General features: G+C 72.1%; 21 protein-coding genes. 12 read left to right on the forward strand and 9 right to left on the reverse strand.

All coding sequences use genetic code 11. From position 1 onward, the window contains the following. The first annotated feature begins 39 nt into the window (after positions 1 to 39). The 3 genes from M8542_RS09415 (at position 40) to M8542_RS09425 (ending at position 2862) form a co-directional block, all read left to right on the forward strand. Positions 40 to 723, forward strand: a complete 684-nt coding sequence (locus M8542_RS09415; protein WP_257919649.1) for a GntR family transcriptional regulator — start codon at positions 40 to 42, stop codon at positions 721 to 723. A 6-nt stretch (positions 724 to 729) separates the two neighbouring features. Next, positions 730 to 1896: an acyl-CoA dehydrogenase family protein gene (locus tag M8542_RS09420; protein ID WP_257919650.1), complete on the forward strand. Its 1167-nt coding sequence runs from the start codon at positions 730 to 732 to the stop codon at positions 1894 to 1896. 105 nt (positions 1897 to 2001) lie between these two features. Next, positions 2002 to 2862: an NAD-dependent epimerase/dehydratase family protein gene (locus M8542_RS09425; RefSeq protein ID WP_257919651.1), complete on the forward strand. Its 861-nt coding sequence runs from the start codon at positions 2002 to 2004 to the stop codon at positions 2860 to 2862. 42 nt (positions 2863 to 2904) lie between these two features. Here the strand turns inward: M8542_RS09425 and pntB are convergent, their stop codons facing one another. From pntB to M8542_RS09440, 3 genes are all read right to left on the reverse strand, one after another. Beyond that, entirely contained in the window at positions 2905 to 4329 is a 1425-nt protein-coding gene (pntB, locus tag M8542_RS09430; RefSeq protein ID WP_257919652.1) for a Re/Si-specific NAD(P)(+) transhydrogenase subunit beta, read from the reverse strand. 4 nt (positions 4330 to 4333) lie between these two features. Beyond that, the gene (locus tag M8542_RS09435) at positions 4334 to 5890 is read right to left on the reverse strand and encodes a Re/Si-specific NAD(P)(+) transhydrogenase subunit alpha (RefSeq protein WP_257919653.1); all 1557 of its coding nucleotides are present in this window, start codon (positions 5888 to 5890) and stop codon (positions 4334 to 4336) included. Between the two features lie 127 nt (positions 5891 to 6017). After that, positions 6018 to 7328 carry a glycoside hydrolase family 6 protein gene (locus M8542_RS09440; protein WP_308210249.1) on the reverse strand — a complete coding sequence of 437 codons (1311 nt, stop codon included), beginning with the start codon at positions 7326 to 7328 and terminating at the stop codon, positions 6018 to 6020. A gap of 150 nt (positions 7329 to 7478) precedes the next feature. Between M8542_RS09440 and M8542_RS09445 the strand changes: the two genes are divergently transcribed. Further along, positions 7479 to 7841: a MerR family transcriptional regulator gene (locus tag M8542_RS09445; RefSeq protein WP_257919655.1), complete on the forward strand. Its 363-nt coding sequence runs from the start codon at positions 7479 to 7481 to the stop codon at positions 7839 to 7841. A gap of 98 nt (positions 7842 to 7939) precedes the next feature. Next, a complete protein-coding gene (locus M8542_RS09450) occupies positions 7940 to 8863 on the forward strand; it encodes a quinone oxidoreductase family protein (protein WP_257919656.1) in 924 nt (307 codons plus the stop codon). A 167-nt stretch (positions 8864 to 9030) separates the two neighbouring features. Here the strand turns inward: M8542_RS09450 and trpA are convergent, their stop codons facing one another. The 4 genes from trpA to M8542_RS09465 all read right to left on the reverse strand — a co-directional run bounded on the left by trpA (position 9031) and on the right by M8542_RS09465 (position 11921). Continuing rightward, positions 9031 to 9825, reverse strand: a complete 795-nt coding sequence (trpA, locus tag M8542_RS09455; RefSeq protein ID WP_257919657.1) for a tryptophan synthase subunit alpha — start codon at positions 9823 to 9825, stop codon at positions 9031 to 9033. Beyond that, positions 9822 to 11045: a tryptophan synthase subunit beta gene (gene trpB / locus M8542_RS09460; protein ID WP_257919658.1), complete on the reverse strand. Its 1224-nt coding sequence runs from the start codon at positions 11043 to 11045 to the stop codon at positions 9822 to 9824. The genes trpA and trpB overlap by 4 nt, the downstream gene beginning before the upstream one ends. 91 nt (positions 11046 to 11136) lie before the next feature. Continuing rightward, positions 11137 to 11301, reverse strand: coding sequence for a tryptophan biosynthesis modulator TrpM (gene trpM, locus M8542_RS50590; protein ID WP_372508513.1), 165 nt, complete (start codon positions 11299 to 11301; stop codon positions 11137 to 11139). An 83-nt stretch (positions 11302 to 11384) separates the two neighbouring features. Next, positions 11385 to 11921, reverse strand: coding sequence for a TetR/AcrR family transcriptional regulator (locus tag M8542_RS09465; RefSeq protein ID WP_257919659.1), 537 nt, complete (start codon positions 11919 to 11921; stop codon positions 11385 to 11387). 62 nt (positions 11922 to 11983) lie between these two features. Here M8542_RS09465 and M8542_RS09470 point away from each other — a divergent pair, with 62 nt between their 5' ends. The 7 genes from M8542_RS09470 (at position 11984) to M8542_RS09500 (ending at position 18281) form a co-directional block, all read left to right on the forward strand. Next, the gene (locus M8542_RS09470) at positions 11984 to 13018 is read left to right on the forward strand and encodes an aldo/keto reductase (protein ID WP_257919660.1); all 1035 of its coding nucleotides are present in this window, start codon (positions 11984 to 11986) and stop codon (positions 13016 to 13018) included. Positions 13019 to 13079: 61 nt separating this feature from the next. Beyond that, on the forward strand, positions 13080 to 13673 hold the full coding sequence (locus M8542_RS09475) for a TetR/AcrR family transcriptional regulator (RefSeq protein WP_257919661.1): 594 nt from the start codon (positions 13080 to 13082) through the stop codon (positions 13671 to 13673). A gap of 137 nt (positions 13674 to 13810) precedes the next feature. Beyond that, positions 13811 to 14374 (forward strand): hypothetical protein, encoded by a 564-nt coding sequence (locus M8542_RS09480; protein ID WP_257919662.1) that lies wholly within the window; start codon positions 13811 to 13813, stop codon positions 14372 to 14374. Position 14375: 1 nt separating this feature from the next. Continuing rightward, positions 14376 to 15782: a dihydrolipoyl dehydrogenase family protein gene (locus M8542_RS09485; RefSeq protein ID WP_257919663.1), complete on the forward strand. Its 1407-nt coding sequence runs from the start codon at positions 14376 to 14378 to the stop codon at positions 15780 to 15782. A 53-nt stretch (positions 15783 to 15835) separates the two neighbouring features. Next, positions 15836 to 16699 (forward strand): oxidoreductase, encoded by an 864-nt coding sequence (locus tag M8542_RS09490; protein WP_257919664.1) that lies wholly within the window; start codon positions 15836 to 15838, stop codon positions 16697 to 16699. A 37-nt stretch (positions 16700 to 16736) separates the two neighbouring features. Beyond that, positions 16737 to 17300 carry a TetR/AcrR family transcriptional regulator gene (locus M8542_RS09495; protein ID WP_257919665.1) on the forward strand — a complete coding sequence of 188 codons (564 nt, stop codon included), beginning with the start codon at positions 16737 to 16739 and terminating at the stop codon, positions 17298 to 17300. A 168-nt stretch (positions 17301 to 17468) separates the two neighbouring features. Next, positions 17469 to 18281, forward strand: coding sequence for an SDR family oxidoreductase (locus M8542_RS09500; protein WP_257919666.1), 813 nt, complete (start codon positions 17469 to 17471; stop codon positions 18279 to 18281). A gap of 38 nt (positions 18282 to 18319) precedes the next feature. On the opposite strand, the gene M8542_RS09505 is transcribed toward M8542_RS09500, so the two are convergent. Together M8542_RS09505 and M8542_RS50595 are read right to left on the reverse strand one after the other, a co-directional pair. Continuing rightward, positions 18320 to 18988, reverse strand: coding sequence for a GntR family transcriptional regulator (locus tag M8542_RS09505; protein ID WP_257919667.1), 669 nt, complete (start codon positions 18986 to 18988; stop codon positions 18320 to 18322). Between the two features lie 45 nt (positions 18989 to 19033). Beyond that, positions 19034 to 21217 carry an aminotransferase class III-fold pyridoxal phosphate-dependent enzyme gene (locus M8542_RS50595; protein ID WP_257919734.1) on the reverse strand — a complete coding sequence of 728 codons (2184 nt, stop codon included), beginning with the start codon at positions 21215 to 21217 and terminating at the stop codon, positions 19034 to 19036. Between the last annotated feature and the right edge of the window lie 24 nt (positions 21218 to 21241).

A 21241-nucleotide genomic window follows, 5' to 3' on the forward strand; every position in this document is an offset into this window, starting at 1 on the left:
TACGATTTTAGAAAATCTACGATCCGATGCTAGCCGGGAGTGAGAGCCGTGCCAAGCGAGCCGGGACTGACCACGGTGCAGCACGCGACGCTGCGCTGGCTGCGCGACCGGATCGCGACCGGCGCCTTCGAGTCCGGGATGCAGCTGCGTCAGGAGGTCCTGGCGCGCGAGTTCGGGGTGAGCGTCCCGCCGATCCGGGAAGCCCTCCAGACCCTGGAGGCCGAAGGCCAGGTCGTCTACAAGCCGCGACGCGGCTACTTCGTCGCCACCCTCAGCGCCGACGAGCTGGTCGAGACCTACCGCATCCGCGACCTGCTGGAGACCGAAGCGATCACCCGGGCCGTCCCGATCCTCGGTGACGACGACCTCGAGCGGATGCGCACGGCCATCGCCGACATGGCGGCTGCGCACGACCGCGAAGACCTCGCGGCGCTGACCGAAGCGAACCGCCGCTTCCACTTCACCGTCTTCGACGCGGCCACGATGCCGCGCATGGCCCAGATGATCCGGGTGCTGTGGGAGTCGACCGACCGCTACCGCTTCGTCTACTTCTCCAGCAGCCGTAACCGAAAGCGGGTCGACGTCGAGCACAAGGCGATCATGGACGCGGTCGCCGCCGGCCGGGTCGACGACGCCGTCCGGTTGCACCGGGAGCACCGCGACCACGCGCTCGAAGCCGTGTGCGCCTCGATCCCCACGGCCGAACCTCGACAGAAAGCCTGATTCTCCATGCCTGGAACCGATGTCACCGACCTGCTCGGCTTCGACCACCTCCTCGACGACGAAGAGCGGATGATCCGCAAGACCGTCCGGTCCTTTGTGGCCGACAAGGTGCGGCCGCACATCCGCGAGTGGTTCGACCAAGGGATCTCCCCGCGCGAGCTGGCGCCGGAGATGGGGGCGCTCGGCCTGCTCGGCATGCACCTCACCGGCTACGGCTGCACCGGCTCCAGCGCCGTCGCGTACGGACTCGCCTGCCTCGAACTCGAAGCGGGCGACAGCGGGCTGCGTAGTTTCGTGTCCGTGCAGGGATCGCTGTCGATGTTCTCGATCTGGAAGTACGGCTCCGAACAACAGAAGCGGGAGTGGCTGCCCCGGCTGGCCGCGGGCACCGCGATCGGCTGCTTCGGGCTGACCGAACCCGACTTCGGCTCGAACCCGGCCGGCATGCGCACCCGCGCGGTCCGCGACGGTGACGACTGGGTGCTGACCGGCACCAAGATGTGGATCACCAACGGCAGCGTCGCCGACGTCGCCACGGTGTGGGCCCGCACCGAGGACGGCATCCGCGGCTTCCTGGTGCCCCGCGGCACACCCGGGTTCGCGGCATCCGACGTGCCGCACAAGCTGTCGCTGCGCGCGTCGACGACGTCCGAGCTGACACTGGACGAAGTGCGCCTGCCCGCCGACGCGATGCTTCCCGGGGCCGCCGGTTTGTCGGGACCGCTGGGCTGCCTCGACGAGGCGCGGTTCGGCATCGTCTGGGGCGCGCTCGGCGCGGCCCGCGACTGCCTGGAAGCCACCCTCGACTACGCCGGCACCCGCGTCCAGTTCGACCGGCCGATCTCCGGGTTCCAGCTGACGCAGGCGAAACTGGCCGACTGCGCCCTCGAATACCACAAAGGACTGTTGCTGGCCCTGCACCTCGGCCGGCTCAAGGACGCCGGCACGCTCAACCCCGAACAGGTCAGCCTCGGCAAGCTGAACAACGTCCGCGAGGCGATCGAGATCGCCCGCACCTGCCGCACCATCCTGGGCGGCTCGGGCATCACGCTGGAGTACCCGGTGTTGCGGCACGCCAACAACCTCGAGTCGGTGCTCACCTACGAGGGGACGAGCGAGGTGCACCAGCTGACGATCGGCCGGGCGCTGACCGGGGTGTCCGCGTTCAAGTAGCGGGTCTGATGCCCTCCGGGCATCACAGAGCGCGGAACAGGTCTTGGACGTCCGGTGCCTGAGCGGGTCAAGGTGGAAAGCGACTCGACAGGAAAGAGGACAGCGATGAGGGTCTTCATCACGGGCGGTTCGGGCTACATCGGCCGCGCGACGGTCGCCGAACTGGTTCGACGCGGACACACCGTGGAAGCGCTTGCGCGCAGCGAAGGCGCGGCGGAGAAGGTCGTCGCGGCCGGTGCAAAGGCCGTCCGCGGGGGCCTGGCCGACCTCGAGGTCCTCAACCACGCCGCAGCTCGGGCCGAGGCGGTGATCCACCTCGCCCAAGCCACCAGCGGGGCGGAAGACCTGGCCGCCGCCAAGGCGATGCAGGACGGTGTCGGCGGTGGCACCTACGTGCACACCGGGGGCAGCTGGGTTTACGGCGACACCGCCGGCGTGGCCGACGAAACCGCGCCGTGGAACCCGCCCGCGCTCGTCGCGTGGCGCAAGCCGGTCGAGGACGCAGTGCTGGCCCGGGCGGCCGAGGGTGGCCGGCCGGTCGTCGTCCAGCCGGGCCTGCTCTACGGCGGTGACAACCGCCTGATCGACCTCTTCCTCGTCCGGCCGGGCAAGGAAATCGGCGCGATTCCTTACATCGGCGACGGCGGCAACCACTGGGCTCTGATCCACCTCGACGACCTCGCGACGCTGTACGTGGCCGCGCTGTCGGCCCCGGCCGGGTCGGTGTACCTCGGCGTGGGCGGGGTCAACCCGACGGCCAAGGAGGTCGCCGAAGCCTGTTCCCGCGCCGCGGGTCTGGCAGGGAAGACGACCTCGATCACGCTCGAACAGGCTCGCGAGCAGATGGGCCCGATCGCGGACGCGTTCCAGCTCGACCAGCAGCTCACTTCCGCGAAGGCGCAGCGCGAGCTGGGCTGGACGCCGACCCGTACCGACCCGCTGAGCGTCTTCGCCGCGGGCGGATGACCGGTGCCGCGCCGCCCCGGAAAGCGGCGCGGCACCGGGCAGTCAGCCCACGGGGGTCCGGGCGGGAAGCGCGGCCAGGATGTCCTGGACGCGGTCCTTGGCGTCGCCGAAGAGCATTTGGCTGTTGTCGCGGAAGAACAACGGGTTCTGCACGCCCGCGTAGCCCGTGGCCATGGACCGCTTGAACACCACCACGTCACCCGCTTCCCAGACCCGCAGCACCGGCATGCCCGCGATCGGGCTGCCCGGGTCCTCGGACGCGGCCGGGTTCACCGTGTCGTTGGCGCCGATGACCAGGACGACGTCGGTCTCCGCGAAGTCGTCGTTGATCTCGTCCATCTCCAGCACGATGTCGTAGGGCACCTTGGCCTCGGCGAGCAGCACGTTCATGTGCCCGGGCAGCCGCCCGGCGACCGGGTGCACCCCGAAGCGGACCTCGACGCCCCGGTCCCGCAGGCGCCGGGTCAGGTCCGCCACCGGACCCTGCGCCTGCGCGACCGCCATGCCGTACCCGGGCGTGATGATCACCGACCGGGCGTCGGCGAGGAGCTCGGCCACGCCGGCGGCGTCGACCTCGCGGTGCTCGCCCGCCACCTCCGCCGACCCGGTCGCCGCGGGCGCGCCGAAGCCACCGGCGATCACGGAGATGAAGGACCGGTTCATCGCCTTGCACATGATGTAGGACAGGTACGCACCCGAGGAGCCGACGAGTGCGCCCGTGATGATCAGCAAGTCGTTGCCCAGCAGGAAGCCCGACGCCGCGGCCGCCCAGCCCGAGTAGCTGTTGAGCATGGAGACGACCACCGGCATGTCCCCGCCGCCGATCGAGGCGACCAGGTGCACGCCGAGCAGCAGCGCCAGCAGCGTCACCACCGACAGCAACCAGACGCCCGGGCTGAGCACGAAGAACACGGTCAGCACGGCGAAAGCGACCAGCGCGCCGAGGTTGAGCACGTTCTTGCCGGGCAGCTGCAACGGCTGGGACGCGATCCGCGCCGAGAGCTTGAGGTAGGCCACGATCGACCCGGTGAAGGTCACCGCGCCGATGAACACGCCGATCACGACCTCGGCGTGGTGGATGCCCAGCAGCGAACCCGTCAGCTCGGTGGCGGTGCTGCCGGCTTCGACTTCGAGGAAGCCGTTCCAGCCGACGAGCACCGCGGCCAGGCCGACGAAGCTGTGCATCAGGGCGATCAGCTCGGGCATGCCGGTCATCTCGACCACCCGCGCGCGCCACAGGCCGATGGCCGCGCCGATCACGAGCGCCACCAGCAGCAGGGTGATGCCGAGCCCGGAGGCGGCCCCGAGGGCGGTGGCGGCGGTCGCGACCAAGGCGATCACCATGCCGGCGATGCCGAAGCGGAGGCCGCGGCGGGACGTCTCGTGCTTGGCGAGCCCGGCGAGGCTGGCCACGAACAGCAGGGCGGCGATGAGGTAGGCCGCCGTCTTCCAGGTTTCCGCGTGCACGGGCTCAGCTCCTCGAGAACATCGACAGCATCCGGCGGGTCACCGCGAAGCCACCGACGACGTTGATGGCGGCCAGCAGCACCGCGGCGGTGGCCAGGACGGTGGTCAGCGCGCCGCCGCCGGTGATCTGCAGGATCGCGCCGACGACGATGATCCCGGAGATGGCGTTGGTGACCGACATCAACGGCGTGTGCAGCGCGTGGTGCACGTTGCCGATCACGTAGAAGCCGATGACGATCGCGAGCACGAACACCGTCAGGTGCCCGGCCAGCTCGGGAGGCGCGAACGCCGACGCCAGGAACAGTGCCACGCCGCCCAGCCCGGCGCCCGCCACCCGCGGCCACGGCGAACGGGGCTTTTCCGGCTCCGCTTCCGCCTGCGGGGCCGGCGCCGCCTGCGGGGCCGCGCTCACCGAGACCGGGGGAGGCGGCCACAGGACCTCGCCGTCTCGGACCACCGTCAGCCCGCGCTGCACGGCGTCGTCGAAGTCGAGGGTGAGCCGGCCGTCCTTCTCGGGGGTGAGCAGCTTCAGCAGGTTGACCACGTTCGTGCCGTAGAGCTGCGAGGCCTGCGCGGGCAGCCGGGCGGGCAGGTCGGTGTAGCCGATGATCGTCACGCCGTTGCCGGTGGTGACGACCTCGCCGGCCACGGTGCCCGCCACGTTGCCGCCCTGGGCGGCGGCCATGTCCACGATCACGCTGCCCGGCTTCATCGAGGCGACCTGCTCGGCCGTCATCAGCTTCGGCGCGGGCCGGCCCGGGATGAGGGCGGTCGTGATCACGATGTCGACGTCGGCGGCCTGCTCGGAGTAGATCTCCGCCGCCCGCTTGTCGTAGTCCTCCGACGTCGCTTTGGCGTAGCCGTCGGTGCTCGCCTCCTGCTCGACCTCGACCGCCAGGTACTCGCCGCCGAGCGAGCGGACCTGGTCGGCGACCTCCGGCCGCGGGTCCGTCGCGCGCACCACGGCGCCCAGGCTGTTCGCGGCCGCGATCGCCGCCAGCCCGGCCACGCCGGCGCCCGCGACGAGCACCTTCGCCGGCGGGACCTTGCCCGCGGCGGTGACCTGGCCGGTGAAGAACCGCCCGAACGCGTGCGCCGCCTCGATCACCGCGCGGTACCCGGCGATGTTCGCCATCGAGCTGAGCACGTCCAGCGACTGCGCCCGTGAGATGCGGGGCACCGCGTCCATCGCGAGCGCCGTGACCCCGCGGGCGGCCAGCGCCGCCAGCCGGTCCGGCTCGAGCGCGGGCGCCAGCATCGACACCAGCACCGTGCCCTCGCCCAGCCGCTCGAGCTCGGCCGGCTCGGGCGCGTTGATCGTGACCACGACATCGGCGTCCCACACCGGATGCGGCGACACTTCCGCGCCGGCGGCGGCGTAGGCCTCGTCGTCGAACCCGGAGCGCACACCGGTCCCGCTCTCGATCACGACGGTGTAGCCCAGCCCGATCGCCTTGCGCACGGCGTCGGGCGTGAGGGCCACCCGTGTTTCGGCTTTCTTCGACTCCGCGACCAGCCCGATGCGCAGACCGGGGCCGGGTGGAGCACTGAGGTCGCTCATGCACCTCTCCTCGGAGATCACCAATGAATGACGTGCACGTCATCCTCTCGAAAGTGATTCGCCGAGCACGAGGTGACAGTTGTCTCTTGACCATTACTGGACAATCTTGAACGATTCACCAAGGTGCTCAGGAGCAGGTGGTGCCGTTCAGCGCCGCCGACTGGAACGGCGGCGCGCTCCCGGTGTAGCTCGCGTTGTAGCCGATCGTGGTGGTGGCGCCGGTGCCGAGTGTGCCGTTCCAGGACGCGTTTTCGACCTTGACGACGTCGCCGGTGTCGGTCCAGCTGCCGTTCCAGCCCTGGCTCACAGTCACCCCGGGCGCGGTGAAGGTGAGTGTCCAGTGGTCCACCGGCGCGCCGCGGTTCTCGACCACGATTTCCCCGGTGTACCCGGTCGACCACGTGCTGATCACCCGCTGGGTGACCGCGCAGCCGCCGGACGGCTGGGGGGTCGTGCTGGTCGGGGTGGTGCTGGTGGGTGTGGTCGGCGTCGTCGTCACGGGGGCGGCGATCGCGAGGTCGTAGGCCCGCTGCGGCACGAACTGACCGGCGGTGGCGAGGCAGCCGTCGGCCTCGCCCGGCGGCTTGACCCAGAGGAACGCGGCGATCGAGCTGTCGCCGGTCTGCTCGGTGCTCGGGGTGCCGATCGCGCGCCCGGCGGGGTCGCACCACTCGCTGCCCTGCGGCCCGTTGCCGTTGCGGCTCGTGTCGACGACGGCCTTCAGCCGGGAGTCGCCGAGCCGGCCGAGAACTGCCTTGTCGTAGGCGACTTCGTCACCGGTCGCGCGGTAGTTGGACACGTTGGTGGCGATGCCGTCGGCGCTGTTCGAGATGTCGGCGGCCCGCAGCCGCGTGGCGGCGTCCCCGGCGGACAGCCAGGCGGAGTGCCCGATGTCGAAATACACCTTCGCCTGCGCCGAGCCGGCCTTGAGCCGTTTGCCGGCGTAGGCGATCGACGCGGTGGTCTGGCTCTGCTGGTCGCCGCTCTGGCAGGTGGTCATGAGCGCGAGCACGTCGGGCTCGAGCACGATGGCCGCGGGGCGGCCGGCCAACCCGGCCGCCACCTGGTCGATCCACGCGCGGTAGGCGTCGTGCGACGGTGCCCCGCCGCTGCTCGCGCCGCCGCAGTCCCGGTTCGGGATGTCGTAGACGACCATGATCGGGATCTTCCCGGCGGCCGCCGCGGCCCCGGTGTAGGCGTCCACCTCGCCGCGCACCGTGCTGGTGTTCGTGGTGGTGAACCACCGCGCCTGCGGCACCGCGGCCACGCGGTCGCGGATGACCGCGGCTCGGTAGTCGCCGGCGTTCGCCGCGACCCATGCGGCCGCGTTGGTCCCCGGGTCGACGTAGAACGCCGAGCCGGCGGCCTGTGCGCCCGCCCACGTGGTCGTGGCGACCACACCGCTCACGGCCAACGCGGCCAGCGCACCGGCGGCCACTGTTCTGCTTCGCATGCACCTTCTCCTTCGCACGACTGTTCCGGACATCGCCGAACCGACCGTGCTGGGAGCGCTCCCAATGGTCTTGGACTGTAGCCGGGGAGCTCGTTCGGGGAAAGGGGCGGCCGGCCGCCGGCGTAACTTCGAAGGATGAGGATCGGCGAGCTGTCCCGGCGCACGGGTGTGAGCCCGCGCTCACTGCGGTACTACGAAGCGCAAGGCCTGCTGGCCAGCACCCGGTCCGGCACCGGGCAGCGCCACTACGCCGAGGCCGGGGTCGAGCGCGTGGTGCTGATCCGGCAGCTGTTCGACGCGGGGTTGTCCAGCCGGGTGATCGCGACCGTGCTGCCGTGCGTCGAGACCCCCGACGACCCGGCCGTCGTCGACTCGGCGTTCGCCACCATGCAGGGCGAGCGCGACCGGATCGACGCCGAAATCGCGCACCTGACCGAAACCCGGGACGCGCTCGACGAGCTGCTGGACGCCAACAGCCGGCACCGGGCGCGGCTGTGACCCGCGCCGCACGCGGTTGCCCCTGACACCGGTGTCAGCCCGCAGCATGGCCGCAGTGCCCGGAACCACCGGGCCGGTCACCCGGAAGGCAGCGGCACATGGGACAGGCGTGGGGTTTCGGCAGGTACGGCGGACCCGAGGTGCAGGAGCTCTTCGAGCGCCCCGATCCCGTCCCCGGCCCGGGTGAGGTGCTGGTCCGGGTCGACGTCGCCGGGGTGAATCCCCTCGACCACCTCCTGCGCGCGGGACTGGTCCCCGGGCTCGACGGCGGGCGCCCGTTCCCCCGCGTGCTGGGCATGGAGGCCGCGGGAACGGTTCTCGCGCTGGGGGCCGAGGTCGACGGGCTCGAGGTGGGCGACGCGGTCTTCGGCTTCGCGCTGACCGGCGGCGGCACCTACGCCGAGACGACGGTGCTGTCCGCGGCGAACACCGCCCGCGTCCCGACGGGTCTGCCGGCGACCGCGGTGGCAACGCTGCCGGTGGCCGGCACGACGGCGGTCGACGCGCTCGACCAGCTCGGCCTCCCGGCCGGCGCCACGATCCTGGTCAACGGCGTCGGCGGCGGAGTGGGCCTGGCGGTCGCCCGGCTGGCGGCCGCACGCGGGCTGCGGGTGCTCGGCACCGGCAGCGCGGCCAAGCGCGAGCCGGCCGAGGCCGCCGGGGTCCGGTTCCTGGACTACACCGCGGAGGACGTCGTCGCCGCGGCGCGCGAGCTGGTCCCCGGCGGCTTCGACGGGATCGTCGACGTGGTCGGCGGCGCTTCGCTGCGGGCGGTCGCCCCGCTGGCGCGCGCACCCCGCGATGTCGTCGCCGTGGGCGATCAGTCCGTGCCGGAGATCGGCGGCCGGTTCGTCGAGCGGCGGCTTGATCGCGTGAATCTGGCGCGTGCGGCCCGGTTTGCGCTCGAGGGTGTGCTTGCTCCGGTGATCAGTGCGGTTTATCCGCTTTCCGATGCTCCGGCGGCGCTTGCCGTTGTCGAGAGTGGGCATGCTGCGGGGAAGGTCGTGATCGAGGTGGCTTGAGCGGTGGCCGGGCCGACGTCACCGCCGGCCCGGCCCCGTTCAGGTGGTGCGCGCCCCGTTGTGAGCCGTACGAGCGCTTGCGATCGTCGAAGATGGGCATGCTGCGGGGAAGGTCGTGATCGAGGTGGCTTGAGTGGTGGCCGGGCCCGCGGGCCCGGCCACCCGGCTCACACCGTGCGCACCCCAGCCGCGAGCCGGCCGGTGAGGCGTTCGAGCCCGGCCACCCCCGAGCCGTCGAGGAGGGTGCTGACCAGGGCCGATCCGACGATCACCCCGTCGGCGAACCCGGCCACCTCAGCAGCCTGAGCCTCGTCCGACACACCCATGCCGACACACACCGGCAGGTCCGTGACCGCGCGCAACCGGCGTGCCAGCACGGCCGCGCCCGCGTCCACAGTGGACCGCGCGCCGGTGACACCCATCAGCGCGGCCGCGTAGACGAAGCCCGTGCCCGCCTCGGCGGTCTCCGCCAGCTGGGCGTCCGTGCTGCTCGGCGCGACCACGAACACGGTGGCCAGCCCGTGCTCGGCCGCGTGCCGGCGCCACGGCGCCGACTCGGCCACCGGGAGGTCCGGCAGCACGCAGCCCGAACCGCCGGCCGCGGCCAGCTCGCGGGCGAACCGCTCGGCGCCGTAGCGGGACACCGGGTTCCAGTACGACATCACCAGCACCGGCTTGCCCGTGGCCGCGTGGACCTCGCGCACCGTGCGCAGGACGTCCGCGATCCGGACCCCGCCGCGCAGCGCGAGGTCGTCGGCGGTCTGGATGACCGGGCCGTCCAGCACCGGGTCGCTGTGCGGCAGGCCGACTTCGACGATGTCCGCGCCCGCGTCGAGGGTCGCCCGCAGGGCCGCGATCCCGTCGTCGACCGTCGGGAAGCCGGCGGGCAGGTACGCGATGAGGGCCGCCCGGCCCTCCGTCCCGGCCCGGCCGAGGGTCTCGGTGAGCAGCCGGAGGCTCATCGCGCGCCCTCCAGTCCGAAGTGGACGGCCGCCGTGTCGAGGTCCTTGTCACCGCGTCCGGAGAGGTTCACCAGCAGGACGGCGTCCGGGCCGAGCTCGACGCCGACCTCGAGCGCCCCGGCCAGCGCGTGCGCGCTTTCGATTGCCGGGACGATGCCTTCGGTCACGGCGAGCAGCCGGAACGCGTGCATCGCCTCGTCGTCGGTCACCGGGCGGTACTCGGCACGGCCGGAGTCGTGCAGGTGCGCGTGTTCCGGGCCGACGCCGGGGTAGTCGAGCCCGGCCGAGATCGACCAGGCTTCGAGGATCTGGCCTTCGTCGTCCTGCAGGACGTAGGAGCGGGAGCCGTGCAGGACACCGGGTTCGCCCGCCGACAGCGACGCCGCGTGCTTCCCGCCGGCCACGCCGTGGCCCGCGGCCTCACACCCGACCAGGCGCACGCCGTGGTCGTCGAGGAAGGCGTGGAACAAGCCGATCGCGTTGGAACCGCCGCCGACGCAAGCGATTGCGGCGTCGGGCAGCCGTCCGGTCCGGGCCAGGAGCTGACGGCGGGCTTCGACGCCGATGACGCGCTGGAAGTCGCGGATCATGGCCGGGAACGGGTGCGGCCCGGCGACCGTCCCGAACAGGTAGTGCGTGTCGTCGACGCGGGCGACCCAGTCGCGGAACGTCTCGTTGATCGCGTCCTTGAGGGTGCGCGAACCCGACGTCACCGGGACGACCCGCGCGCCAAGCAGCTCCATCCGCGCCACGTTGACGGCCTGGCGGCGCATGTCCGTCTCTCCCATGTAGACGGTGCAGGCGAGGCCGGTCAACGCGCACGCGGTGGCGGTCGCGACGCCGTGCGAGCCCGCCCCGGTCTCGGCGATGACGCGGGTCTTGCCCATCCGCTGGGCCAGCAACGCCTGGCCGAGCGCGTTGTTCACCTTGTGCGAGCCGGTGTGGTTGAGGTCTTCGCGCTTGAGGAAGACCCGCGCACCGCCGGCGTGCTCGGCGAAGCGCGGCACTTCGGTGAGCGCGCTCGGGCGTCCGACGTAGTGGGCGAGCAGGTCCTCGAACCGGGCGACGAAGGCGGGATCCGCCTTGGCCCGGTCGTACTCGGCGGCCACCTGGTCGATGGCGGCGACGAGCGCCTGCGGGACGAACTGGCCGCCGAAGGCGCCGAAGTACCCTTTGGCGTCGGGGAAGTGTCCCGGCGCGGCCGGGAAGAAGAAGTTCATGGTGGCTGTGCTCCTGACCCGGGCGGTGCCGGGTGATTCGTGGCTGGTCGGGGATCACCGGAGCGCACGAACGCGGGGGCTCACCGAGTGTTCAGTGATCCCTCACGACGCGCGGCGCACGGTGCCATCGCATCCCGTCGACCTGGCCCGCCTCGGAGCCGATCGCGTACCGCACCCGGCGTCCGCGCACGCGCCGCGCGGGCGCCTGGCAGCCACGCGGCCGGCGGCCACGGGCGAAACGGACGGTCAGGGGCACGAGCGCAGCTTAACCCCGGGGAGTGGGAGCACGGCAAGCGCTTTGCTCGCGGACGCGACGTTCGTCTCCCCGCCACGCGGCCCTCAGGACTCGATGATCGCCACCAGCGCCGCCGTGAAAGGCGCCGGGTCGACGTCGCCGCGCACGGCGAGCTGCTGGGCATATCCGTGGCACAGAGCCACGAACGCCTCCGCGATCCGGGCCGCCTCGGCCGGCTCGCGGCCTGGCAGCAGCGAGGCGACGGCCGCGCGTAGGTCGTCGAGCTGCCGGTCCACCAAGGCCGCCAGGGGAGGGGAGACCGCGGCCTCCGCGTAGATCTGCGCCACCAGCCGCGCGTGGTCCTCCTCGCGCGCCATCGTGCGGATGTGCTCGAGGAACCCGTGCACCGACCCGGTCGTCAGCTCGGCGGGCAGCGCCTGGCTCGCCTCCTCGCAGATGGCCGTGACGATCTCGTCCTTGCCCTTGAAGTACCGGTAGATCGCCCCGACGGAGAGGCCCGAGGCTTCGACGAGGTCGGTCATCGACGTCCGCGCGAAGCCGTGCGTGGCGAAGCGGGCGCGGGCCGCGTCGAGGATCTGACGGCGGCGGGCGTCGAGGTGGGCTTGCGTGACTCTCGGCATAAAGAACGACCATTCGTTTTTTGTGGTAGCGTCGCCACCATACCCGCTCGAGGAGGATTCAGGTGCGCTACCAGGCTTTCGGACGACACAGCGGGCTGCGGATCTCGGAGTACGTGCTCGGCACCGCCACCTTCGGCTCGGCGCCCACCGCCGCGGGCGTCGCGGGCGCGAAGGCGATCTTCGAGACGTTCGTCGCCGCCGGCGGCACCACCTTCGACGTCTCGAACATCTACCAGGCAGGGGAGGCCGAGACCGTGCTCGGCGAGCTCCTCGGCCGCGACCGCGACGACTTCGTGCTGATCACCAAGTACAGCGGGAGCCGGCAGGCCGCGGTCCGGCCGGGCACCACCGGCAACAGCCGCAAGACCATGGTCCGCTCGCTGGAGGACAGCCTGCGGCGCTTGAAGACCGGCTACGTCGACGTCTTCATGCCGCACTTCCCCGACGGCCTCACCCCGGTGGCCGAGATCCTGGCCGGCTTCGAGGACCTGATCCGTGCGGGCAAGATCCGCTACGGCGGGCTGTCGAACTTCCCGGCCTGGCGGGTGGCCGGCGCCGCGGTCCGCGCGGAGCTGCGCGGGCACCCCTCGCTGGCCGGCATCCAGACCGAGTACAGCCTGGCCGAACGCTCCGCGGAGCGGGAGCTGCTGCCGATGGCCGAGGCGCACGGCCTCGGTGTCGTCCTGTACTCGCCGCTCGCGGGCGGCCTGCTGACGGGCAAGTACCGGCGCGGCGAGCCGGGCCGGCTCAGCGCCCGGCCGGCGGACGCCGGGCGGGCCGCCGTGCTGGACGCGGTCCTCGACGTCGCCGAGAAGACCGGGACCGGGCCGGTCCAGGTCGCGCTGGCCTGGCTGCGCCGGCGCGCCGCCGAGGCGCGGACCTCGCTGGTCCCCATCGTGGGCCCGCGCACCGAGGCCCACCTGAAGGGCTACCTCGACGCGCTCGCCGTCGACCTCGCCGACGAGCACTACCGGTGGCTGTCCGAGGTCGGCGCCGTCCGGCCGGGCACGCCCCACGAGGACGTGGCGGCCGCGCTGGCGCACGGCATCGACGGTGATCGGAGCCTCCTCGACGCCCCGCTCGTCCCCGTGCAGTGAACCGGGGGCGGGCACTCCCGGAAGCGCGATACTGAACGTTCTCTCTGCTAAACTCGGGCGGATGGCGCTCAAGTCCGGTGGTCAGGTGTCCGAAGCCCGGTCGAGGCTGCTCGAGACGGCCACCCGGATCTTCTACGCGGAAGGCCTGCACTCCGTCGGGATCGACCGGATCGTCGCGGAGGCGCAGATCACCCGCGCCACGCTGTACCGGCACTTCCCGGGCAAGGAAGACCTCGTCGTCGCCTACCTGCGGGGTGTGCACGAGATGGAGCGCGAAGGGTTCGACAAGGTCCTCGCCGGCGAGCCGCCCGCGGTCGACGCCCTCCGCGCCATCGCCCGGTCGATCGCCGACGGCATCCGGTCGGCGCACTTCCGCGGCTGCGCCTTCCTCAACGCGGTCGCGGAGTACCCGGATCCCGCGCATCCCGTGCACCAAGCCGTGCTCGCCCACCGCGAGTGGTTCCTCGGCGTCGTCACGGACCTGCTCGCGCAGGTCGGTGAAACGCCGGCGGGGCCCGCGGCGCGGCACTTCGTGATGCTGCGCGACGGCGCGATGGCGTCGGGCTGCCTGGCGGACGCGGCCGAGGTCGGCGACACGTTCCTCGACGGTGTCGAAGGAATCCTGCGCTTTCGCCTCGCCTCCGAGGCGGAGTAACTCGGCCTGACCGGCCACGTCGAGCGGGCCGACGAGCGTCGGCCGTAAGACTTTGGATAGAACGTTCGGTCTTGACGTCCCCGGGCAAGTCCGACAAGCTCAGATGAGATAGAACGTTCGGTCTTGCGAAAGGGATCATGGTGACTACTGTCGACTCGCCCGCCGTTGGTGGGTTCGCCCCGGCGCTGCGCCGGTTGTACTTCGTGCGGTTCGCGTTCGCCATCGTGTGGGCGGTCCTGGTGTTCCTGACGACCAAGTCGGGCTTGGGGGCGGTGGGCATCGCCCTGGTCGTCGTCTACCCGTTGTTCGACGTCGCCGCGGCCATCGTCGACGCTCGTTCGGCCAAGAGCGGCGGCTCGGTGACCGGCCTGTACGTGAACATGGCGATCAGCTCGCTCGCGGCCATCGGGATCGCCGTCGCCGCCACCTCGGGTATCCCGGGCGTGCTGCGGGTGTGGGGCGCCTGGGCGATCGTGGCCGGGCTCGTCCAGCTGGTCGTCGGCGTCACCCGCCGCAAGATGGGCGGCCAGTGGCCGATGATCCTCAGTGGTGGCATCTCCGTGCTGGCCGGTGGGTCGTTCATCGCCGGGGCGTCCGCGGCGAACGCGTCACTGTCCAATGTGGCCGGTTACGCCGTCCTCGGCGGCATCTTCTTCCTCGTCTCGGCGATCCGCCTCGGCCGCGCCGCGAAGGGCAGCTGACGTGACCACCTACGACGTCGTCGTCATCGGGGCCGGCCCGGTCGGCGAGAACGTGGCCGACCGCGTGGTGCGGGGCGGGCTGACCGCCGCGATCGTGGAGCGGGAGCTGGTCGGGGGCGAGTGCTCCTACTGGGCCTGCATGCCCACCAAGGCGTTGCTGCGCAGCGGCGCGGCACTCCGGGCCGCCCGCCGGGTGCCCGGCGCGCGGGAGGCGGTGACCGGCGAGCTGGACGTGGCCGCGGTGCTCCGCCGTCGCGACTCCTTCGCGTCGCACTGGAACGACGAGGGCCAGGTGTCCTGGCTCGAGTCGGCGGGTGTCCCGCTGCACCGCGGGCACGGCCGGATCGCCGGCGAGCGGCTGGTCGAGGTGACCGCCGCCGACGGCACCACGACCACGCTGACCGCGCGGCACGCGGTCGTCGTCGCCACCGGCAGCGCCGCGCTGGTCCCGGACATCGAGGGCCTCCGCGACGCGAAACCGTGGACGAGCCGCGAAACCGTGGCGGCGAAGGAGGTCCCGGCCCGGCTGGCCGTCATCGGCGGCGGGGTGGTGGCCTCGGAGATGGCGACCGCGTTCAGCGAGCTGGGGTCGTCGGTGACGATGCTGGCCCGCGACGGCGTGCTGCACCTCAACGAGCCGTTCGTCGGCGAGGAGGTGACCGTTTCTTTGCAGGACAAGGGGGTTTCGGTGCGCGTCGGCGCCGAAGCCGGTTCGGTCAAGCGCAACGACGACGGCACGGTGGCCATCACGCTCACCGACGGCGAACAGATCGAAGCCGACGAGCTGCTCGTCGCGATCGGCCGGACGCCGAACACCCAGGACCTCGGTCTGGAGAACGTCGGCTTGACGCCGGGGTCCTGGCTGACGGTCGACGACACGATGCGGGTCGGCGACTGGCTGTACGCGGCCGGTGATGTGAACCGGCGCGTGCTGCTGACGCACCAGGGCAAGTACCAGGCTCGCGTGGTCGGCGACGTCATCGTGGCCCGCGCGAAGGACGAGCCCCTCGACGACGCTCCCTGGGGGCGGCACGCGGCCACCGCGGACGTGCGCGCGGTGCCGCAGGTGGTCTTCACCGACCCGGAAGTCGCGTCGGTCGGCCTGACCGCGGCCAGGGCCGAGGCCGCCGGGCTGCGCATCCGGGTCGTGGACCACGACCTGGCCGCCACGGCGGGATCCGCCGTGCACGCCGAGGGCTACCGGGGACGCGCCCGCATGGTCGTCGACGAGGACCGCAAGGTGATCGTCGGCTTCACCCTCGTCGGACCCGACGTCGCGGAGATGATCCACGCGGCGACGATCGCAGTGGCCGGCGAGGTGCCGATCGACCGGCTCTGGCACGCGGTCCCGGCGTTCCCCACGGTCAGCGAGGTGTGGCTGCGGCTGCTCGAAGCCTACGGCCGCTGACCACTGAGTCGACACAGTGTCGAGTTTTATCGACGAGGTGTAGAGTCGGCGGCATGACGAAGCGAACCTTCCTGATCACCGGCGCGAGCAGCGGCCTCGGCCGGGCTTTCGCCGAGGGCGCGCTGGCGGCCGGGCACACCGTCGTCGGCACCGTCCGCAAGCCCGATGACCTGGCGAAGTTCGAAGCGCTGGCGCCCGGGCACGCCCACGCGCGGCAGCTCGACGTGACCGACGACGAGGCGGTTTTCGCCGTGGTCGGCGAGGTGGAGCGCACCGTCGGCCCGATCGACGTGCTGATCGCGAACGCCGGCTACGGGCACGAGGGCGTGTTCGAAGAGTCCCCGATGGCCGAACTGCGCGCGCAGTTCGACGTGAACGTGTTCGGGGTGGCGGCCACCGTCCACGCCGTCCTGCCGGGCATGCGGCAGCGGCGCTCCGGGCACATCTTCGCCGTCAGCTCGATGGGCGGGCTGATGACCGTGCCCGGGCTGGCGTACTACTGCGGCAGCAAGTACGCGGTGGAGGGCATGCTCGAAACGCTGGCCAAGGAGGTCGCCGGGTTCGGGGTGCGGGTGACCGTCCTCGAACCCGGCTCGTTCCGGACGGACTGGGCGGGCCGCTCGATGGTCCGCAGCGACCGCTCGATCGCCGACTACGACGAGCTCTTCGAGCCGATCCGCGCGGCTCGCCACGCCGCCAGCGGCAACCAGCTCGGCAACCCCGCCAAGGCCGCCGAAGCCGTGCTGCGGGTGATCGAGGCGGAGCGGCCGCCGGTGCACCTGGTGCTCGGTTCGGACGCGCTGCGCCTGGTGGCGAGCGGCCGGGGCGCGGTGACCGCCGACATCGAAGCCTGGGAAGCGCTGTCGCGGTCCACGGACTTCCCGGACGGGCACCAGATCGCGGCGACCGATGCCTGAGCCGGGCCGCCGGCGCGCCGCACCGTCCAAAGGGGACTTGCGCGAGTCGAAGCTGCTCGAAGTCCTCGAGGAGCTGCTGGCGGTCAAGAGCTTCGACGCGCTCACGACCAACGACATCGCCCAGCGCGCCGGGCTGTCCCGCGCGTCGATGTACTTCTACTTCAGTTCCAAGCAGGAGGCGCTGGTCGCGCTCTTCACCAAGACGGTCGAGGCACTGCACGAGAAGTCCCGCGCGGCGGCCGACGACCCGGCGGCGCCCCGCGACGCGATCGCGACGGCCCTGCGGCGCACCCGCGAACGCTGGCACGAGCACGGGCTGATCATGCGCGTCGCGATCGACCAGTCCTCGGCCATCCCGGAGCTGGGCGCGCTGTGGCTGGAAACGGCGGACATCTTCATCGACGCGATCACGGCGATCCTCGTCCGCGCCGGAGTGGCGGCGCACGACGAGCCCGACGGCGCCCGGGCCGTCGCGGGTGCGCTGTGCTGGATGATCGAGCGGACGTTCTACCACGCGTCGGCGGTCTCCCCGGAGGCGCTCGACCGGGCTTCGGAGACGTGCCGGGTGGTGTGGCTGCGCGCGGCGGGCATCGAGCCCTGAACTGCCGCCGCGGCAGCTGGGCATCACCCTCGGTGAACGGCGCATAGTGTCCTGGGACACATCCACAATGCCGCTCGACCACAGAAACCTACTGCTGCTTAAAATATTCAGATGCTGTAGTTTGACGGCGATTCGTCCGAACGCCGCCCGCCAACTCCCGGGAGAAGCATGTCCGTTCTTGTCATCGGCGCTTACGGCAGCGTCGGCGGCCACGTGGTGGCCGGGTTGCTGGCCGCCGGCGTCCCCGTCCGGGGGACCAGCCGGACGCCGAAACCCGGCGCACTGCCCGACGAGGTCGAGGTCGTCCGCCTCGACCTGGACGAGCCGGGGAGCCTGCCGGCGGCGCTCGAAGGCATCAAGAAGGTCTTTCTCTACGCCAACCCGGAGAGCGTCGGCGAGTTCGTCGGCGCCGCGCAGAAGGCCGGCGTCGAGCACGTCGTGCTGCTCTCGTCGGCGTCGGTGGTCGAACCCCTCATGCGCCAGACCCGCAACGCGACCACGCACTCCACGGTGGAAGACGCGCTGAAGGAGTCCGGGATCGCGTGGACCTTCCTCCGCCCGACGACGTTCTCCAGCAAGCAGCTCAACTTCGCGCCGCGGATCCGGGCCGGGGAGACGCTGCGCATGCCGTTCCTGCAGCTGCAGACCGCGTCGATCCACGAGCGGGACATCGCCGACGTGGCCGTCCGCGCACTGACCGAGGCCGGCCACGAGGGTCAGGCGTACTGGCTGACCGGCCCGGAAGCCCTGACGCAGCAGCAGCACATCGAGACGATCGGCGCGGTCATCGGCCGCGTGATCGAGGTCGTCGACGTCGCGCCGGAGGACACCGAGCCGAGGTGGCCGGACTTCATGATCCGGACCATGGCCGCGCAGATGGCGGCCGAGTGCGTCGTGACGTCCACCGTCGAAGACATCACCGGGGCGCCGGCCCGCACCTTCCGGCAGTGGGCCGAGGACAACGCCGAAGCCTTCAGCTGACCGATCACCCGGTGACCCGCGCGCGGGTCACCGGGTGCTCAGTCCGCCAGCGCGGCGATCGCCCGGCGGCCGAGGCTGCCGAGCACGTGCTTCTTCATCGCCTGCTCGGCCGCCCGCGCGTCACCCGAGATGACGGCCTCGGCGATCGCGAGGTGCTCGCGGCGGACGCGCTCGGAATCTTCGGCCGAGTCCGGCTTCGCCCGCAGGCCGATCAGGCGGTAGCGGTCGGCCTTGTCCCAGAGCCCTTCCAGCAGCGACGACAGCAGCGGGTTGTGCGACGCGGTGTAGACACTGCGGTGGAACGCGCGGTGCACCAGCAAGGACTCGAAGCCCGTCGACGCGCTGAGCGGTTCGAGCTCCTTCAGCGCCGCTTCGATCGCCGCGATGTCGGCGTCCGTGCGGCGGCTCGCCGCGAGCTTGGCGGCCAGCGGGTCGAGCTTCTCGCGGATCTCGAACAGGCTGCGTGCCTCCTCGGCGTTGAGCTGGGTGACCCGCGCGTCGCGGTGCGCGTCGAGGTGCACCAGGCCCTCGGCGTCCAGCCGCCGGAGCGCTTCGCGCAGGGGAGTGGTGCTGACGCCGAGCTCGGCGGCCAGCTGCTCCTGGGAGATCGGCTGGCCCTGGACCAGCTCCCCGGCGAGGATGCGGCGGCGCAGCTCCTCGTAGGCGTAGGCGTTCTTCGTGAGGGCCGGGCGGGGCAGAGCACTCATCGGACGATCCTATAGCCCATAGCCTCGGGGCCTTCCGCGAAACCCTCACCGCGCGGTGAGGGTTTCGGCCAGCCGGGCGAGGAACTCGTCGGCGTGGGCCGTCTCCCAGACCAGCGGGGGACGCACCTTCAGCACATTTCCGCCGGGGCCGGTCAGCCCCGCGAGCACGCCGCGCTCGACGAGCCCTTCGAGCAGGGCCCGCGCCACCTCACGGGAGGCCACGTCGACGCCCGCCAGCAGTCCCGTGCCCCGCACCGCGCCGAGGATCGGAGACTCGGCTGCCAGCGCGCGCAGGCCCCGGCGGAGGTGCTCGCCGACGCGGACCGCCTGAGCCGGCAGCTCGGTCAGCTCCAGGATGTCCAGCACGGCGTGCCCGGCGGCCGCCGCGGCCGGGGTGGCCGCGAACGTCGAGAAGTATTCGTACTCGCGCGCCAGCACGTCGGCGATTTCGCGGCGCGTGACCAGCGCGCCGATCGGGTAGCCCGCGCCCATCGGCTTGCCCAGCGTCACCAGGTCCGGCGTGATCCCGGCGAGCGCGAACCGCCACAGCCGCGGCCCGCTGCGGCCGTAGCCGGACTGGACTTCGTCGGCCAGGTACAGCGCGCCGGCCGCGTGGGCGCCCTCGACCAAGCCGGCCAGGAACCCGGGGGACGCGTCGAGGATGCCTTCGGAGGTGAACTGCGAGTCGGCGAGCACCAGCGCCGGACGCAGTCCTCCCGCGTCGATCCGCGGTTCCGCGGCGGGCTCCCGAGGGGCGGCGAAGGTGCCGACGTGCGCGGGCCGGTAGCCCGGCGGCCATTCGTTCGAGCTCAGGTCCGCCATCCACTTCGACGAACCGTGGTAAGCGTGCTCGGCGATGACCGCCGCGTCACCGCCGGTGTACGCGGTGGCCAGCCGCCAGGCCAGCTCGTTCGCCTCGGTGCCCGACGTGGTGAACAGGCACGTGTCCAGCTCCGGCGGCATCGTGGCGAGGATGCGCTCGGCGAGCCCGGCGATCCCGCCGTGCAGGTACCGCGAATGCGTGTTCAGCTCGGCCAGCTGCCGCCCGACCGCGCGGGTGACGGCCGGGTGCGCGTGCCCGAGCACGGCCACGTTGTTGTACGCGTCCAGGTACCGGGCGCCGTCGCGGGCGTACAGCCAAGCGCCTTCACCGCGAACCAGTTCGAGCGGACGGCGGTAGAACAGCGGGGACAGCCCGCCGCCCATCGCCGCGGCCCGGCGGGACGGCAGTTCGCGCGCGGGCACGGCCGAAGCGAGGTCACGGGTGCCGGCCAGCCGCGCCAGCCGGTCACCCAGCTCGTCCGGGGTGAGCGCGCCGAGCACCCGGAGCAGCCGCTCGCTGGTGTCGTCGTACTGCGTGATGTACCGCTCGTTGTCGCGGTGCGTCTCCCGCCGCGTTGCCGACACCGCCAGTGTGGTGAGCAGGCGGGCGATGACCAGCTCGCCGAGCACCGCGACCTCGGCCGCGCTCAGCGCCCGGTGCCGCTGGTAGCCGCGCAGCACGGCTTCCGTGGCACGCCAAGGGTTTTCGGCCCGCCGCAGCACCGAGGTCAGGGTGGCGGCCAGGTCGGTGACGGCGGCCGTGTGGTGCAGGTCGCCGAAGTCGATCACGCCGGTGACCACGCCGGCCTCGGCCAGGACGTTGGTGAGCGTGACGTCGGCGTGCTGCGGACCGGCCGGCAGCGTGGCGGTCGCGGCCAGCGCCGGCGCCACCCGGGCGACGAGCTCGGCCCGGCCGATCCCGGACGCGGCCACCACCGCCGGCATCCGGCGCACGTCCCACAGCAGCTCGCGGCCCGCTGCGGGGTGGAAAAAGCCTTGCAGCGCCACGGAAACCCGTGCGGCGACCGCGCCGACCCGTGCCGCCACGGTGTCGTCGACCGGGCTTCCTTCGAGGGGACGGCCCGGCAGCAGAGTGCTCAGCCGCGCCAGGCAGGGGCGGCCGGTGTCGTCGGTGAGCCGCGCGACGGCGCCGACCGGCTCGGGCACCGGCAGGCCGGGGTCCGCGGCGCGCACGTGGGCCAGCCCGCGGACCTCCATGTCGACCACGTCCTCGCGCTCGGCCGGGTTGGAGATCTTGAGGACGAACCGGTCGCCGACGCGCACGTTGAGGTCACGCTCGCTGTCCAGCGGTCGCAAGGTGATGTCCGTGAGGTCCCAGTGCTCGCGCAGCGCACCGCGCAGGCTCTCGGCGGCGAAAGAGGGGGCCGGTTCGGTGAATGTGGTCATGCGGGAACGTCCTTTCCGGGGGTG

Source organism: Amycolatopsis iheyensis, from assembly GCF_024703995.1.
In the GTDB taxonomy this organism is placed as follows: domain Bacteria; phylum Actinomycetota; class Actinomycetes; order Mycobacteriales; family Pseudonocardiaceae; genus Amycolatopsis; species Amycolatopsis iheyensis.